17 protein-coding genes and 1 pseudogene are annotated in these 16,329 nt (G+C 47.5%); all 18 read right to left on the bottom strand.

The features are described 5' to 3' along the window. Nucleotides 1-66: 66 nt before the first annotated feature. On the bottom strand, nt 67-678 hold the full coding sequence (pcp, locus tag D479_RS02275) for a pyroglutamyl-peptidase I (protein ID WP_008633183.1): 612 nt from the start codon (nt 676-678) through the stop codon (nt 67-69). Between the two features lie 56 nt (nt 679-734). Further along, nucleotides 735-1,664: an aldo/keto reductase gene (locus D479_RS02280; protein WP_008633184.1), complete on the bottom strand. Its 930-nt coding sequence runs from the start codon at nt 1,662-1,664 to the stop codon at nt 735-737. A gap of 79 nt (nt 1,665-1,743) precedes the next feature. Continuing rightward, entirely contained in the window at nt 1,744-3,318 is a 1,575-nt protein-coding gene (locus D479_RS02285) for a sensor domain-containing diguanylate cyclase (RefSeq protein ID WP_008633186.1), read from the bottom strand. A 123-nt stretch (nt 3,319-3,441) separates the two neighbouring features. After that, nucleotides 3,442-3,603: a hypothetical protein gene (locus D479_RS20565; protein ID WP_161484912.1), complete on the bottom strand. Its 162-nt coding sequence runs from the start codon at nt 3,601-3,603 to the stop codon at nt 3,442-3,444. Nucleotides 3,604-3,841: 238 nt separating this feature from the next. Beyond that, nucleotides 3,842-4,339: a hypothetical protein gene (locus D479_RS20965; protein WP_241210904.1), complete on the bottom strand. Its 498-nt coding sequence runs from the start codon at nt 4,337-4,339 to the stop codon at nt 3,842-3,844. Beyond that, on the bottom strand, nt 4,336-5,205 hold the full coding sequence (locus D479_RS20970) for a hypothetical protein (RefSeq protein ID WP_241210905.1): 870 nt from the start codon (nt 5,203-5,205) through the stop codon (nt 4,336-4,338). The genes D479_RS20965 and D479_RS20970 overlap by 4 nt, the downstream gene beginning before the upstream one ends. Before the next feature lie 137 nt (nt 5,206-5,342). Next, on the bottom strand, nt 5,343-6,473 hold the full coding sequence (locus D479_RS02295; protein ID WP_008633188.1) for a Ger(x)C family spore germination protein: 1,131 nt from the start codon (nt 6,471-6,473) through the stop codon (nt 5,343-5,345). A gap of 1 nt (nt 6,474) precedes the next feature. Beyond that, complete coding sequence (locus D479_RS02300) at nt 6,475-7,569, bottom strand: GerAB/ArcD/ProY family transporter (protein ID WP_008633199.1); 1,095 nt, start codon at nt 7,567-7,569, stop codon at nt 6,475-6,477. A gap of 15 nt (nt 7,570-7,584) precedes the next feature. Then, nucleotides 7,585-9,219 carry a spore germination protein gene (locus D479_RS02305; protein ID WP_051989364.1) on the bottom strand — a complete coding sequence of 545 codons (1,635 nt, stop codon included), beginning with the start codon at nt 9,217-9,219 and terminating at the stop codon, nt 7,585-7,587. A 33-nt stretch (nt 9,220-9,252) separates the two neighbouring features. Further along, nucleotides 9,253-9,980, bottom strand: a pseudogene (locus tag D479_RS02310) (ZIP family metal transporter). Nucleotides 9,981-10,097: 117 nt separating this feature from the next. After that, nucleotides 10,098-11,579: a DHA2 family efflux MFS transporter permease subunit gene (locus D479_RS02315; protein ID WP_008633206.1), complete on the bottom strand. Its 1,482-nt coding sequence runs from the start codon at nt 11,577-11,579 to the stop codon at nt 10,098-10,100. Nucleotides 11,580-11,581: 2 nt separating this feature from the next. Next, nucleotides 11,582-12,208 (bottom strand): TetR family transcriptional regulator, encoded by a 627-nt coding sequence (locus D479_RS02320; RefSeq protein WP_008633207.1) that lies wholly within the window; start codon nt 12,206-12,208, stop codon nt 11,582-11,584. 136 nt (nt 12,209-12,344) lie between these two features. Next, a complete protein-coding gene (locus tag D479_RS02325; protein WP_008633208.1) occupies nt 12,345-12,872 on the bottom strand; it encodes a GrpB family protein in 528 nt (175 codons plus the stop codon). A gap of 268 nt (nt 12,873-13,140) precedes the next feature. Further along, nucleotides 13,141-13,599, bottom strand: a complete 459-nt coding sequence (locus tag D479_RS02330) for a DUF1648 domain-containing protein (protein WP_008633219.1) — start codon at nt 13,597-13,599, stop codon at nt 13,141-13,143. An 11-nt stretch (nt 13,600-13,610) separates the two neighbouring features. After that, the gene (locus tag D479_RS02335) at nt 13,611-13,862 is read right to left on the bottom strand and encodes a hypothetical protein (RefSeq protein ID WP_152413299.1); all 252 of its coding nucleotides are present in this window, start codon (nt 13,860-13,862) and stop codon (nt 13,611-13,613) included. Nucleotides 13,863-14,021: 159 nt separating this feature from the next. Beyond that, entirely contained in the window at nt 14,022-14,579 is a 558-nt protein-coding gene (locus tag D479_RS02340) for a hypothetical protein (RefSeq protein WP_008633224.1), read from the bottom strand. A 117-nt stretch (nt 14,580-14,696) separates the two neighbouring features. After that, nucleotides 14,697-15,698 carry a sugar kinase gene (locus D479_RS02345; RefSeq protein WP_008633225.1) on the bottom strand — a complete coding sequence of 334 codons (1,002 nt, stop codon included), beginning with the start codon at nt 15,696-15,698 and terminating at the stop codon, nt 14,697-14,699. Further along, nucleotides 15,695-16,327: a bifunctional 2-keto-4-hydroxyglutarate aldolase/2-keto-3-deoxy-6-phosphogluconate aldolase gene (locus D479_RS02350; protein WP_008633227.1), complete on the bottom strand. Its 633-nt coding sequence runs from the start codon at nt 16,325-16,327 to the stop codon at nt 15,695-15,697. Before D479_RS02350 ends, D479_RS02345 begins: the two co-directional genes overlap by 4 nt. Nucleotides 16,328-16,329: the final 2 nt, after the last annotated feature.

The raw sequence follows: 16,329 nt of genomic DNA on the forward strand, positions 1-16,329 counted from the left end.
GACACGATCCATACAAAAAACGTCCTTTTCCTCATGAATAAGGAAAAGGACGTCGAAAAAGTCAGATTAATCATAAGTTACTACTTCAATCGCAGCTTTTACCGCTGCTGCCAAGTCTTCCAGAGACCAGCTCGGGAGATTTCCGTGTCGAACGGCTAATTCATGTGACGCGGGAATATGTATGAATCCTGATGGTGTACTTCGATTCTGTTGTCGGAAATAATAGAGCACCTGGTACATCACATGGTTACATAAGTAAGTCCCTGCTGTGTTAGATATTTCCGACGGAAAACCGTTCTTTTTTATGACTTGAACCATCTCTTTCACTGGAAGCGTGGAGAAGATTCCGTCCGGACCCTGAGAATAAATCTTTTCTCCATCGGGAGTATTTCCCTCATTGTCCTTCTCGCTGCTTTCATTCCAGTTGACAGCGACTCGCTCCGGGGTCACTTTGTCACGTCCTCCTGCCAAACCGAGGGAAATAACTGCATCCGGTCGAACGCGGTCTATATGCTTCTTTATTTCCTTTCCTGACCGGTTAAAATCTACAGGAAGGATTTCTCCTTCTATTCTATATCCATTCATCTCGCTTCCTTTAAGTTCTTCCACGATCTGCTGCGTGGGATTGATTGGAAAATGGAGAAATGGTTCAAACCCTGTTAGTAATAGTTTTTTCAAAAGATCAGCTCCCTAAAAATAGAACTCCCCGTTAAGGGAGTTCCGAGTTCTTGACGTTATGAAAATATATGATCGATCTTGGAAATATCATCATCCGTCAAGGAGACTTCCAACGTCTTCAAGTTATCAATGACCTGGGATGCACGTTTTGCACCAGGTATAACGGCGTCGATGGACGGCTGATTCAAATACCAGGCGAGAACAATATGTGGAATTTCCACACCCTTCTGCTCAGCGATCGGGCGGAGCTGCTCAACTTTGGCGAGGTTCTGTTTAAATGCTTCTCCCTGGAAAAGCGGATCCTTCGCACGCAGGTCATTGAATGTCGTATTTTCATCATACTTACCTGCAAGCAGTCCGGATGCGAATGGGAAATACGGCACAAAGGAAATTTGGTTGTCTGCTGTGTAAGGCAGCATATCCTTTTCAGCTTCGCGTTTAAACAGGTTGTATTCACCCTGAATGACGTCAACATAGCCGTCTTTATTGGCTTCTTTCAGTTGTTCGACAGAGAAGTTGGAAACTCCGATCGAGCGGATTTTCCCTTGATCTTTCAAATCTTTCAACATACCGACTGCTTCATCCTTCGGTGTATCTTCATCAGGGAAGTGAATGTAGAAGAGGTCGATATAATCGGTATCCAGACGCTTCAAGCTTCCTTCGACCGCTTGTTTTAGAAATTCAGGCCGGTTGTTTATGACCACATCGTCCCCTTTGAATTCGTGGGCGCCTTTTGTCGCAAGGACGATGTCTTCACGCTTGTATTCTTTCATGACCTGCCCGACAAGCTCTTCTGAACGCTCCGGCCCATAAATGAAGGCTGTATCAAGAAAGTTCATCCCTTGGTTAATCGCTGTACGGACGACATCCTTCCCCTGCTCTTCATCAAGGTTCGGGTAGAGGTTATGTCCGCCGACAGCATTCGTTCCAAGGCCGATCGGATTGATGTGCAAGTCAGATTTACCTAAACGGATAGATTTGTCCATAACTATTCATCTCCCTTATTATCACTACTCTCCTATTATGTACCACGAAGAAAGCGATGAAAAACCATCTGCACCTGTCCTATTTAGAGGGGCTTGTAACCCCCGTCCGGCTCGACCAGAAGCTGTGTCCATTTCGTCTTTCCTGCTTAACCACGTACATCGCCTCGTCCGCCTTCGCTATCAACACTTCCAACTCATCTCCATGCTCCGGAAAGCAGCTGATGCCGAGACTGAAGCGTACAGGAATGTCTATGGTTCCATAGTGAAAGACGCGCTGTCTTATTTCTTTCGTCAAGAAGGTAACTCTCGACTCCAGTTCTTCGCGATTTTCATAATGAATCATTCCGTAAAATTCATCCCCGCCGACGCGGGCAGCAAATCCGTCTGGTGGGATGAATTCTGTCAGGCTGTCGGCGATATGAACGAGAAAACCATCGCCTACTTGGTGGCCGTAAGTATCATTAATGGTTTTAAATCCGTCCAGATCGAATACGAGAAGGGCCATATTTTCTTTCCCTGCGAGCGCTCCCTCTGCTTTCTCATAAAATCGGCGGCGGTTCGGGAGTTTTGTGAGCGGATCATGGTAGGCGAGAAACTCGGCGGTAGATCGGGCTTCTTTCATCATATGGATATCCCGTATGATAAGCATCAGATAGATACGCTGGTCGATCAGCAGGAAATCACCGTCGATAAGAACGAATCGTTCCCGGCCATCGGCCGTGACGATTTTAGATTCGAGTCCGGAGAATTTCCCTCCCGTCTCAAAAGCCTCATCCAAGGCGGACATTGTCGCCTCCTTGAAGGATTCAGCAAGGGAATCGGTCAGATTGTGTCCGGTAAGTTTTACATAGCGGAGCAGTTTGTTCGTCGCCGGATTCGCACTGTCGATCCTTCCCTTTCTATCTATTAAAAGGATGGACGATGGATTTAGATCATATAAGATGGAGAATCTTCTACTGTATGAAGCAAGGAAATCGAACTTTTTCATGGCAATATTTAATGCAAAAGCCCAGATAATACCGCCATAGATATATGGATACGGCGGCAGGAAGCCTCGGATCTCCAAATAGCCGAAGATGACATCCCAGATAAGAACAAGTCCGGCTACGATCATCAACGTTTTCAATACACGTTTTTGAACAGGTACCCTGGCTGTTTTATAGAGGTACACGAGCAGGAGTACAATACCGAAGTGAAAGACGTTCCCGATGGTCATCGTCATCAGGTATTCCGTATTGTACTCAGGGTAGTGGAACAAACCGACGTGTTCAAATGCCGCACTATTCGTCAGATTCGTCTGCAGCAGCAGGGTCAGAAGCACCGGGACGGCAGGGACGTAAAAGATCCAAGGATACAAATAAGCAGCCATTCGTTTATAAAGGTGGGTAACTTTGAAGATAAAATGAAGAGATAGCGATAATAGAAGCAGACCTGCGTTTCCGAACAGGTAAGTGGTGATGAATGGACTGTAGGAAATATCGACCTGGTTGCGGATGAATTCGAAGAAGAACAATGTTCCGTATAAGAAAATGTAGCTTCCGAGAAGGATATGTTCGGTGCTTCTCCGGTTCCTCCCCCATACATCGAGAGCTAAATGGAACATCATTCCTGCGGGCAGAAGATATAGGCAGATATAGATCAATAGTTCCTGCATGGAAAACCCCTCCCTGTATGTACGGCTTTCCATTATAATCTCACAGCGCGCGTGTCGAATCCAGTAGAATCTTTAGAAAAGAAAAAACCGGACCAGGTAGGATGGTCCGGCATTACTCTATATTCACGCACCGCTTGGTACGAGCGTTCTCTTTTCTTCTTTCTCTAGTTCCCTTTTCAACACGGACACTTTCAGGCGTTCATGCTCCAACTGTTCCTGGAGCCTCTTGTTTTCCTTCACCAGAAAATCCCTTTGGTCCAACACACGGATCATATCTTCCCTCATTTTGTTTCCCCTCTTTCTAATTATTCACCAATGACGTACGGACACTCATCTTAGAATTTCTCAGAAAACCTGTCTGTCTCTTCGCCGAGGGTTATCTATGTTTTGCCTCTGTTAAGATTATGTTGAAAAACAGCGAAATTTGCAACTGATACGGTAATGAAACAGCACATTGATTGGTTCCTATCTACCAATGTATCCAAAATCTCCAGCTGCTAAACTAGTAATTTCTGTAAAAAAATTAATAGAAAAGCATGGACAGCAGGGAAACTCCTATCCCGACAAAGCCGAGACCGATCGTATAGGGCAGATTCCGAAGCACAATCTGATATGGATTCCGCTTCAAGGCGACGGATGTGATCGTGACAATAAGTCCATAAGGTGCAGACGGGACGGTCGCGATGGCACAGCTGGAGAGGAGAATGACGAGCGTGACCGGAGGGAACGCTCCCAGCAGGAGTCCGCTTATTCCACCGAAGATCCCCATCGTTGCAATCGGGTGAACACCAAGCAGTGTGATGAACAGGAATGCCGCCTGAATGAAGAACATAATCAAAATCGGCCGGCCTTCCAAAGCAATGATCGGATCCTGTATGTATTGCAGGTAAGGCGATGCCGTCAGCGTCTCTGTTAAAAAGGACAGCGTAACAAGCAGAACGATAAAATTGTCGAGCCTGTTCGTATTCCACTTCCACGTCGGCCATCCGATGTGGAAGAAACTCCTTCTTCTATGGATCACCACTGCCCATAAAACGCGAAAGGAAAGATGGAAATCGTCACAGAGAACAGGAAATCGAGTTGGATGACATTGCCTAGGAAAACGACGACTCCTAGAAACAGGGCCAGGGCGGCTATGAACTGAAAGAATTTCTTTTTATCCATCGGAATGTTCTTGGCCGTATCTTCTTCCGGTAAGGATTCGTTCCGGAACAAGAACCTCGCAAACGCCGAGTCGAGCAGGATCCCTATAATAGAAATCGCGATCATCCACGGCAGGACTGCCAGATAATTGGCTCCTGTTATGAAAATAGCGGTTGCCAATAGAATCTCAAGCGGACTCCATAACAGGGCGAGAGAATAACCCCTCAACGTCACCATCGCTACAAAATTATTACGTACGTTTGCAGGGACATTTTTCAACTTTTCTTTCAACAAATCCTGGGAAACGGTCGCAGAGGATAAGTTCAGGAAAGCAGCAAGCGACACCATTGTCAGCTCACTGCGTCCGTAAAGCTTACTGAGACGACGGTCTTTGTTTCCAATCAAAGACTTCAACAGTGTATTGTAGCGACCTGCCTTCACGGCGCTGTTCATCCAAGGAAGCATGGAGACGAGGAACAGAAGGCTGATATTTCCTGCGAAAGCATCCGGAATATCCCGAAGGCCTGCATCGCTTGAAAAGTAGAAAAAGGTACCGGCAGCAATCAGAACGGTACCAAGAACCTTGAAAACCTTATCAGCACGTGGAAAGCTGATGGCAATCATGATGATCGCAAGGATACCGATTCCTGTGTAAAGTACGGCATTCTGCCAGAATACGTGGATGATATTCAAAAGGAAGACAAATGAATAGAATAGATACAAGTAGTTGGTTAGCTGCGGCATAGTACATCTCCTAACTGGATGGCTTGCTAAAGTCATTAATGCCCTCATACTAAACATTCGTGGAAATTATTTCAATGCTGACGGCTCGTTTGTTGACGAATAGCAGCAGAAAAAGGCCGGTGTCTATATGCACCGACCTACTTCGTCCCCTCTGAACCGAATCCAGTTACAGTAATATCTACATCGAACGTGACATCCGCTTCTGCGAACAGCTCATCCCATTCTCCTTTTACCCGTTCCCATTCTTTCGGATAGGCAATCCGGAAACGTTCGTGGAAACCGACAACATCCGCTGCGTATTCCTCCTGAAGCTTCTTCATCACATCTTCCATCATCCTGGTCACTTCTTTAGAGGTCTCCTTTTCTACTTTTTCAAGCTGGGCAGATTCGAAAGAGTCTCCTTCCTGCGACCAATCTTCGGTGATCCAACCGGATGAGGTAACGTTCACCTGGAAGGAGAGTGTTCCACCGCTCCATTTAGGTATTACCTTCGTATCCAACGTCTGAAGCTCGTACACGGTGACGACCCCATCGTCATTTTTCATCTTTACAACCCCGCCGGTTGCCTGTCCTTTAATCCAATTCACACCTTCCACATCCGACTGATCGAGATGGCCTGCGTACTTCTGTGTCTTTCCTTTAATAATACCTGCTCCATTCAGCTTGATATCACTGTTCACAAGTTCTACATTCGGCATTAGGAAACTGGATTTTGTTGACAAGTAAGTGACGGCATCACCAAGACGGACCGAAGGAAGAAGCCCGGTCGTCCGCGTATGGTTGTTCGTCAATTCCCTTAGATAAGTACTTGGTATATCTGCATTCCCTTCCACAGACAATACCTCTTTCCCCGACTCCCTGGTCAGGAACATCCGCGGACTCATCCTGGAAACGTTATCCCTCGTCACTTGGTTAAGAATCGATGACATCGGGTAATCCTCAAGCAGGTTTTCCTGCAGGATGATGACCTTTAGATGGTTTGTATATAAAGGATTCGGTTCTTCCATGGCTAATTCACGGATAATCTCGTGTATGGAATCTCCTGTTAACGTGAAATTATGAAAGGGCGGCAAATTGGAAGGACCGACGTTTTCATTTTGTAAAGTTGCCAGTTGGCCGGTGTATTCAATCGGATTCTCTTCATCTTCGGATTTATCGAAAGCAGCTCCAAGAATGAATGACAGCTCTTCAATATCTTTGTTATCCCAGCACCCAGCCAGCACAATGAAAGCTAGAAGTATAGACAAAAGACGATAGGTGGTCTTCATCTCATCCGCTTCCCTTCTGCTTTCTGATAACAGCAATCCCCAAAAGTAAAGCTGGAATAGCCATCGAGAAAACAATGCTCGAATAGCCGATGTAATCCCCCATCACAGCCATCTGATTATAATCTTCCGGAATCAGCGCAATCAAATAAACGACCGGGAGCAGAAGATAGCAAACCTTCTTATATTTGGTTTTAAATGTGAATGCCAGGCCGGTTGCGGCTATATAGTGACAGGCGATATACGTCGCAAAGATTTGAATCAACCAGACGACCAGAAAGACGGCGTCGAATCGCTCGAAGAACACCCCTGTATATTCGTACTGCTGAATTAAAGAGAACGTGGGCCATGTATCGATTTTTGTTCGATCGATAGACAGCGCACCGACAACGACGACGACCGTGACTAAATAAAGAAGAACCGTCACGCCGACACCCCAGCCGACGACCTGGAACGCTTTCTTCGGCATCTTCATGAGAGCAATCCAAACGAGCATGAATTCCACACCGCTGAACGTCAACAGCGTCGGGGATATACCTTCCAGAACAGGACCGATTCCCTGTCCGAGAACAGGGCGTAAGTTGTCGATATGGAATATCTTCAGACCGAGCAAGATGATCATAAGAAAGAAGAAAATGGATACAGGATAGAGAAACTCGAACATCCGCGCAATGGGATTGATTCCTCCGACCGACAAATAAATACCGACAAGCAGCATGCTGATCATAATGACAGAAAGCGGCGTATCCTCGAGTAGGTAAAATTGAGTAAGCTCCGCCATCGCACGGATTTCATAAGCAGCCAGAGTAATCGTATAGGAAATAAATAAAAGACTGATGAGTGTTCCGATGAACCTGCCCGTAATGATTTGATTGTACTGAAAGAAATGCTTTTCTGGAAAACGCAGACTGAGGACAATGATCAAAAATCCGGCGCCCAGAGTAATACCTCCACCAATCAAGATCGGTATCCACACATCCGGCGTATTCACTTTCTCCGCCAATGCCCGGGGCAGCGTGAAAATACCGACAGCAACAAGCATCGAGCCGAGCAGCGCAATAGTCTGAGGTGTCGTTAATTTATCTGAACCTGTATTCATAGACCCGTACTCCTTTTAAAACTTCCGGCGCGTCCGCTCTTTTGGAAAAAACTCCTTCGGTCTTTGTTTCATAACGAACAGGGGCAGTCGGAAGATGAAATCTTTCAAATCGCTCCAATTGTAAATCGTTGCCGGTGTAACGTACGGTACACCGAAGCTCCGCAGTTTGACGACGTGAATACATAGAAGCAGGAAAAACAAAATGATCCCATATAAACCTAGAAAGGCAGCAAAGAACATGGCAACAAAGCGCAGCACCCGAAGTGCGACTCCCATCCCGTATTGAGGCGAAACAAAGGAGGCAATCGCGGTCGTGGCAACAACGATGACCATAATGGGGCTGACGAGTCCCGCCTGAACGGCCGCTTCCCCGATGATGATGGCACCGACAAGCCCGATCGTCTGCCCCACCGGACGCGGAAGGCGCAGGCCCGCTTCTCTCAGCATTTCGATAGCAAGTTCCATTAAGAGCGCTTCAATGATCGTCGGAAAAGGGACCCCTATCCGCGTGCTGGCAATGGCAAGAGCGAGCTCTGTCGGAATCATTCCTTGATGAAAGGAAATGAAGGCGACATAAAACGACGGCAGAAAAATGCTTAAGATAGCAGCAAAATATCTCAGCATCCGAATCAGGGACATTGGAATCCAGCGCTCATAATAATCCTCCGGAGACTGTATCATCATAGCGAACGTCGCCGGCACGATTAACGCGTACGGTGTTCCGTCAAGAAGAATAGAGATCCGTCCTTCCAGTAAACCTCCCATCACCCGATCCGGGCGCTCCGTCGCCTGCACCTGTGGAAAGATGGATAAATAATTATCTTCAATCAGCTGCTCAATGTAACCCGATTCAAGTGCATCATCGATGTCGATATTCTTCACCCGCTGGATGACTTCCTGAAGCAGCTCTTCATTGGCAATATCTTTGATATAGACAATGGCCAAATCCTTTTTTGACCGATCGCCTATTTCAAAATTAAGGATAGTCAAGTTCGGGTCATTCGTTAGTCTCCTCAGGATAGAGGTATTGTCACGAATGTTTTCGATGAACCCGATACGAGGACCACGGACAAGCGCTTCTGTAGGCGGCTCTTCAATCGCTCTTGACTTCCACCCTTTCACATCAAGAACAATCCCGACCTCCACGCCGTCCACAAGCAACAACGCCGACCCGGTCATGACTCCCTTGATGCCGCTCTCGATATCTTCCACTTCTTTAATCCCGGCTACACTGATCACGTGGTCAAGCAGATGCTGCTTCAACGCATCTTTTCTCCAATGCTTCCGCTTACCTGCACCATCTGACATCAGCGGTTTCAAAACAAAATTATTGATTTCCTCCACGTTCACAAGACCGTCGATATGGATAAGGGCACTAGATGGGCCGTCTTCCCCTAGCTTGAAGTTACGTGTTGTAATGTCTGCATTCATCCCGATCCGGTCATCTATTTTCTTTTTATTCTCTTTAAGAAGGTCTCCAATTGGTTCTCTCTCCTGTTCTTTCTCGTACGTTGTCCTAGTCCCCCGTGCCTTTCGCCGCAAGTCGACAATACCATGGGCCGCTTTCGTCGCAAAAACCGGAAACAGAATCAAGACAACGATACCTACATACACATCCGTCCTTGTAAGGAACGCTAACACAGATTCCATGGTATTCCCTCCTTACTAATAGTTTGGCTATTCTTACTGAAAGTGCGTGAGAATCAAGGAACACAATAAACCGACCGAGGCGATAAAACCGACGGCAGCGCCGCCTTCCTCATACGCTTCCGGCATCATGGCAGCCGTCACCATCGCAATGACCCCTCCGGCCGCGAACGCTCCGATGAAGGCGATCAGCCCGTCCGAGGCACCTTCAAGAAAAACATAACCGGTCAGGGAACTAAGCGCAGATAACACGAGGACGACCCCCCATAAAAACAGGATCTTCCGATTAGAGTAACCATCCTTTTTCAATCCGACGCTGGAAGAGAGGCCCTCTGGAAAATTACTGATGAAGATGGCGATGACGAGGAGCCAGCTCACTCCGCCTCCTTCGAGCAGACTGACGCCGATGATGACGGACTCTGGAATGGCATCGATGATCGTACCGAAGAAGATCGCCATCCCGGAGGATCCTTGAGGATTCTCACGGGAACGCTTACGCTCTTTCCCGCCTTTTCTTGCAAGGACAAATTCAACGATCGTAAACAGCAGGCTCCGCCGAGAAATCCAAGCGTCGTTGTTTTTAGTCCTCCTTCATGAATCGAATCAAGCAGGAGTTCAAACGAAGCAGCACCGATCAAAACGCCGGTACCGAATGCCATGATGGCCCCGATCCAACTCTTCTTCATGGTGAAAAAGAGGCCGACTAGCGAGCCGATAAATACCGCCGATCCTGCGACTCCTCCCCAGAACGCTGCTGTCCACATAGCCCTCACCTTTCTAATTCCGTTATATTCTTCTAGTGTGTGTTAAAAAAGGCAGGCTATGTGGGCCGGCATAAACAAAAAAACCCCCTCACGGTTGTGAGAGGATTTCGTTTCTGGTTAGTTTGTCTGCAAGGCTGGCTCTGCCTTCGTTTCCGCAGCAGGCACTTTCTTTTCTTTCTTCGGCTTTCCTTTGATGAAGAAGGACAACAGTAGCCCGACTATCGCAATGATGGTTGCGACAAGGAACGCTACATCAATGCCGTGGATAAGGGCATTGGACATAATGTTCTGCGGCTGTTCACCAGCAGACGGCGTATAGTCTTTGGACGCATTCGTCATCACTGTTACAAGCAGTGCCGTACCGATGGAACCTGCGATGGTACGAAGCGTGTTGTTCATCGCTGTACCATGCGGGATCCACTCTTTAGACAACTGGTTCAACCCTGCTGTAGATACCGGCATCATAACCATTGCGACACCCATCATGCGGATCGCATAGATTGTCACGATGAAGCTGTAACTCGTGTCCGCCGTCAAGTTGGAGAAGACGTACGTCATTGATGCGATGATGGTAAGTCCGGTAATCGCCAGCCAGCGTGCTCCGATCTTATCAAAAATCCTTCCGGTGATGGGAGACATGATTCCCATGACGAGCGCTCCCGGAAGCAGCATCAGACCAGATTCAAGTGCTGTGAATCCGCGCATCGTCTGCATGTAGATCGGCAGGAGCAATTCTGCACCGAGCATGGACATCATGACGATCATCGTGATGACAGCGGCAAGGGCGTAAATTTTGTTACCGAACACACGGAACTCTAGGATCGGTGTTTCCAAACGGAACTGACGGATGATGAACGACGCAAGGGCGACGACACCGATAATCAACGTAATATACACGTTCGGACTGGACCAGCCGTCATTACCGGCGCTGCTGAATCCGTAAAGAAGACCGCCGAATCCGAAGGTAGACAGGATAATGGACAGCACATCGATCGTCGGGTTCGTCTGTTCCGTTACGTTCTTAAGCGCAAAGGCACCGAAGATGATGGCTCCGATGGCAATCGGAATAATAATGAGAAACGGTGTTCTCCAGGAATATTCTTCGACGAGATACCCGGACAATGTCGGCCCGATTGCCGGACCGAAGGCGATGACAAGTCCCGCCATCCCCATGACCGTCCCTCGCTTCTCGACTGGGAAAATCATCAACATAACCGTCTGCATGAGCGGCATCATAATACCGGCACCGCTCGCCTGAATCAAACGGCCGATAAGCAGCACCGAGAAGTTAGGTGCAGCTGCCGCTACGACGGTACCAATCGTAAACAGCGTCATCGCTGTAAAGAACAAGCGTCTCGTCGTGAACTTTCCTATTAAAAAGGCAGTGATCGGAATCATTACCCCGTTGACGAGCATGAATCCCGTCATCAACCACTGGGATGTATTAGCGGTAACATTCAATGTTTCCATAATATTCGGCAGCGCCGTGTTCAACAACGTCTGATTTAATATTGCCACAAACGCACTGACTAACAGAACCGATACGATCGCTATGCGGTTGATCGGCTGTTTCTCTACTTGCTGTGTTTGTTCAGCCATACTTATTCCTCCTCATTCCTGATGGACAAGCCGCGCTTCAGAAGCCTGAGCTCGATCGCAAACTGCTCCATCGCTTTCTCTTTTGATAAACCTTTCGCAAAATGCCGGATCATATTATTGAACATCACCACACGAACGAGATGGATCGCATGGTACAATTCTTCTTCATTTCTTACATCCAGCAGACTCTCATCGATATACTGCCGGATATCATTCAAGTAAGTAAGGAATCGATCCCTTGTTTCCCCATTCGTAAACGTATTCTGAACTTTGTGATTCATGTTTAGAAACACGTGCTTGAAGAACAAGCGGTTCTCTTCCTCTTCAAACTCATCCAGCGTCTGGTGGAACAAATTCGTCATCGCTTCGAATATGTTCCCTTCTGTCTGCTGCAGATAAGAAATGAACAAAGCCTGCCTCTCTTTCGAGTGCTGTTTCAACAGATAGAAGAACACGTCCTCTTTATCCTCGAAATACTGATAAAAACTGCCTCTGGATACTCCGCATCCTTTAATGATGTTGGAAATCGAAGCATCGTGAAGCGGTGCTCTAGAAAACTCGGCACGCGCTGCCTTCATCAGCGCTTCCTGCTTCTCTTCTGGTAAATTGAAGAATGTTTGTTTCGGCATAGTATGCTTTCCCCCACAATGTGACACGGTGTCACACCCAACTGATAGTATGTATATTACTCCCCTTGATTCGAATAGTCAACTAAAAAGTGACACGGTGTCACATTTTTTATTTTCAAAAAAATAAGCCGGGAGATCACCGTCTCCCGGCCTTCGTCCGATACCAAATCATTGCTTGCTTTTCTATCTCTTTGACAACGTTGTTCTTTCCTGCAATATAGGCATCAATATCCTCGGGGAACCTGACGGCAAGCTCCGCTTTCAAGCGCCCGTATTCTTCTCTCGCTCGCTTGTGCGCGCGTAAATAATCACGAAAAGCGAGATGGCGGACGATTTCGCTGCTGCCCTTCGGAAACACGTGGACATGGTGGGTCCGGTCGTCCCCGCCCTTTTGAAAGAAGCGCCGGCCGGCGATCCCGTTTTCCCCTTTTGCTTCATAACCATGGGCCGCCATTTTCTCTTCGTATGTATCGACAACGGAAATGTCGGTTACGACCGGTAGGATATCAATGACCGGCTTCGCATGCAGACCAGGGACTGCCGTACTGCCAATATGATGAATAGCCGGGACCACTTCCCCGAAAATCTTCCGGAGCGAATCCGCTTCTTTTTCGAACATTGCCGGCCATGCTTCGTTGTAACTGGTGACTTCTACGTTACGCAAGGTCTCTCCCCTTTCCACCGCTGCTACCCTTTTGTTACAGTATATAATAGATAAAGGAGGAATGTTCTATCGCTACTGTCCTTATAATCCTGATGGCCGTTTTGCTGCTCATCAGCTTCATCCGAAAGCTGACGAAGAAAAAAGTTTCCGAAGGCGAGGCTTACACGCCGCTTGACGACGTTTACGAAGGTCGGAACAACCGGAGCACCCTTCCTGACATAGAGACTCACCGGAAAGCCCCTTATGAAGAAAGGGACGACGTATAAGTTCATTCCCGTAATAATGCAGCCCAGAACAATTGATACATGCAGACAAAGAACAGAGCAGCCATTAAACCGATGGCCGTATAAAAATAGAAAGAAACCTCTCTTCCTGCCGCCTGCATCAGGAAATCCTGATTTGCGGACAGAACAATGAGAAGAATCGTATTTTGAATTACGACGAGGAAGAGAACGGCCCGTTCGTATTGTATCTTTTTGTTTTTCTCCGTTAGATTGATGTAATTCAGCTTCTCCGGCCGGCGTTTTAACAGACCGATCAACCGCCAGCTGAGGATACCGATGACCGGAAGAAGGAACAGGAAGTACTTGGACCCCCATTGATCGGGAACAGTATTGGTGAAGTGGATGGGGATGTTCCTCGGCAGATCCGGCAGATGAACACCCAGCTGGACGCTGTGGAAAAGGAGAGCTGCGGCTGTCAACAAAGGGATAGACCGCTGTATCATGATCTCCTTTTTCACGGCGTGTTCCAGAAGAAGGTTGTGACAATAAGGGGGATAACGATCGTTACTATCACCAAGGCCCCGTTCCCGATCAAACCGATGCGCTTGTAGAGCCCCTTCTCAGAAAACACTCCTGCAATCAATCCGAAGACCGCAAGTACGACACTGATAAGAAGGTAAGCGTCGTTCCCAAGCAGCATGACAATATACAAAATAAGGCTGAGAGCAAATAAGCAAATCGATATTCGTGACATGGTTCGTTTCATCTCTTCCTTTCACACCCCTTTCTTATTAACTACTTCCAATTATTCCAAAATATATGACATTCATCAATAGTTACTCTATGATCCAATGCCCTGTCCCATTATGGATTTGGTATATAGAAAAAAGACCCTCTCTTTTCGAGAAGGTCTTCCAAGCTGCGTTCACAAGGCTGTCGTCTGGGAGACTTCCGTTTCATCAGGATCCGTTCCATCCTGCATATCCGGGCGGTCTGGCAGGTCTATTCCCGCTTCTTCCAAACGGGCGTCTGCCTCCTCTTTCGTCATCGTGCCGGCTTCCACTTGATCGCGTACCTCCTCCATCACCTGCTTCTGCTCATCGGTTAAGTTCTCCATGAAGCCACCTTTTCCGTGATGGGGACTTTTCAGGCCGAGCTCTTCCATCTGATCTCTCGCTTCCTCTTCCGTCATCTCACCTGCTTCCACCTGATCGCGGATGGCGTCGACTTTCGCTTTCGTCTCTTCATCCAGCGCCTCAAAGCCGTGCCCGCCCCGATGGAATCCCTGCTCCTTCAGCTGATCAACTGCTTCATCTTCGGTGATGTCCCCACTCTTAAACTGCTGGAGAAGCTCGCGGACTTCGATTTCAAACACAGACTCTCCGGACTCGGAATCTGACGTGGCAGCAAAGGCAACACCCGGAATCGCGATGGCCAGCGCAAGCGCTCCTGTGATGGCTTTCTTCGATAATACGTTTTTCATTTGGTATCCTCCTGTAAACAATATTTGTGTTACAGGTTCATCTTACAAAGGATATGAGTCAGGAAGATGTCAAAGAAAAAGATACGTGTCCTGAATAGGACACGTATCTTTTTCTTACTACCTCGCCACATCCACTGTTTGACTTTGCACCAGATCGGTTACATCCGCTTCCGTAAAAGAAAAGTGGTCCCCTTTCACTGTATGCTTCAATATGCTGGCTCCTAAACCGAATTCTAAGATTTCCTGGTTATCGTAATTCTTTAGATTACCGTGGATAACGCCGGACGCAAAACTATCGCCGCCACCGATACGATCGAGGACCTTGAACGTATGCGGAGATGTTTCGTGCAAGGATCCGTCTTTGTACAGAAATCCCTGCAAACGATGCTGCTGTCCATCCATCACATGTCTGTCTGTGCAGGCAAATACGCTGATACCATATCTTTCGGAAGCTTTCTCGTAATAGTACCTAAGCCGCTCCCTGTCAAAGGAAGGACTATCTCCATAACCCAGCGTGTATTCAAAATCCTTCATCCCTGCAAAACAGATATCGACATAAGGAAAGATTTCTTCAAAGGCCTCCTTCGCTTCTGACTGACTCCACAATTTACTTCTATAGTTGCAGTCAAAGCATACCGTTATCCCATTTCGCTCAGCCTCTTTACATGCTTCCAGGGTGATAGCTTTTGCGACAGGACTGAGTGCAGGTGTAATGCCCGATACATAGAAGAGAGAACACCCCTCAAAGATTTCCTCCCAATCAAAATCCTCCACAGTCAGATTGGTAAAAGAAGAATAAGAGCGGTCATACGTAACCTTGGAGGGACGGGAACCATAGCCTTCTTCTACAAAATAGATCCCCATTCTCCCCTCCACCGACTTCACTTTGCTCACATCCAATTGATTCTTCCTTAGAAAAGCAAGCGCATTCTCCCCGACATCGTTTGGAGGAAGAGCAGAGACCAGTGACACTTCATGGCCAAATTGGGAAAGAGCAACGGACACATTCACTTCCGCTCCGCCGATAAACCGTTCAAACATACCGGTTTCTTTCAAGCGTTCATAAGATGGAGCATTCAACCGGAGCAGTACTTCCCCTAACGTAACGATTTTCGTCACACGACGCACTCCTTTACTGCTTGGACATAAGCTTTCGCTCTTTCTGTCACCGCTTCATAATCACCGATGCTGCCGGGCTTGGTGATATCCCCGCCTATTCCAACCATAATCGCGCCAGCTTTCAGCCACTCTTGAACGTTATCCAAGCTTACTCCACCAGTCGGCATAACTTCCACTTGAGGAATTGGACCTTTAACCGCCTTGATATGGGATGGCGAGAAGGCCTGCCCAGGAAACAGCTTGACAATGGAAGCACCAGATTCAAGGGCAGCCACTGTTTCATTCACCGTCATACAACCTGGTATGTAAGGGATTTGATAACGATTGCAGAGAATAGAAGTTTCTTTATTGAAATTCGGCCCTACCACGAAGCGTGCACCTGCATGGATGGCCAATTTCGCTGTTTCCGCATCCAGAACCGAACCAGCCCCGACGAGTACGTCGTCCCGATCGGCAAAATGCCGGATGACTTCATCCGCTTGAGGGATTGTAAAGGTAATCTCAAGGCTTTGGATGCCGCCACGCACGCATGCTTCCGCTGTATGCACTGCTTCTTCGTAGCTATCCCCTCTGATTACCACCGTTAATTTTTGATCTATCAATTCTTTGTATATTTCATATTTACGCATGT

Source organism: Halobacillus sp. BAB-2008 (assembly GCF_000328325.1).
GTDB lineage: Bacteria > Bacillota > Bacilli > Bacillales > Halobacillaceae > Halobacillus.

Bases quoted from the DNA above. Each gene is read 5' to 3' on its own strand.
- D479_RS02280 (WP_008633184.1), bottom strand. From the start codon at position 1,664: ATGGACAAATCTATCCGTTTAGGTAAATCTGACTTGCACATCAATCCG.
- D479_RS02285 (WP_008633186.1), bottom strand. From the start codon at position 3,318: ATGCAGGAACTATTGATCTATATCTGCCTATATCTTCTGCCCGCAGGA.
- D479_RS20565 (WP_161484912.1), bottom strand. From the start codon at position 3,603: ATGAGGGAAGATATGATCCGTGTGTTGGACCAAAGGGATTTTCTGGTG.
- D479_RS20970 (WP_241210905.1), bottom strand. From the start codon at position 5,205: ATGCCGCAGCTAACCAACTACTTGTATCTATTCTATTCATTTGTCTTC.
- D479_RS02295 (WP_008633188.1), bottom strand. From the start codon at position 6,473: ATGAAGACCACCTATCGTCTTTTGTCTATACTTCTAGCTTTCATTGTG.
- D479_RS02300 (WP_008633199.1), bottom strand. From the start codon at position 7,569: ATGAATACAGGTTCAGATAAATTAACGACACCTCAGACTATTGCGCTG.
- D479_RS02305 (WP_051989364.1), bottom strand. From the start codon at position 9,219: ATGGAATCTGTGTTAGCGTTCCTTACAAGGACGGATGTGTATGTAGGT.
- D479_RS02315 (WP_008633206.1), bottom strand. From the start codon at position 11,579: ATGGCTGAACAAACACAGCAAGTAGAGAAACAGCCGATCAACCGCATA.
- D479_RS02320 (WP_008633207.1), bottom strand. From the start codon at position 12,208: ATGCCGAAACAAACATTCTTCAATTTACCAGAAGAGAAGCAGGAAGCG.
- D479_RS02330 (WP_008633219.1), bottom strand. From the start codon at position 13,599: ATGATACAGCGGTCTATCCCTTTGTTGACAGCCGCAGCTCTCCTTTTC.
- D479_RS02335 (WP_152413299.1), bottom strand. From the start codon at position 13,862: ATGAAACGAACCATGTCACGAATATCGATTTGCTTATTTGCTCTCAGC.
- D479_RS02340 (WP_008633224.1), bottom strand. From the start codon at position 14,579: ATGAAAAACGTATTATCGAAGAAAGCCATCACAGGAGCGCTTGCGCTG.
- D479_RS02350 (WP_008633227.1), bottom strand. From the start codon at position 16,327: ATGCGTAAATATGAAATATACAAAGAATTGATAGATCAAAAATTAACG.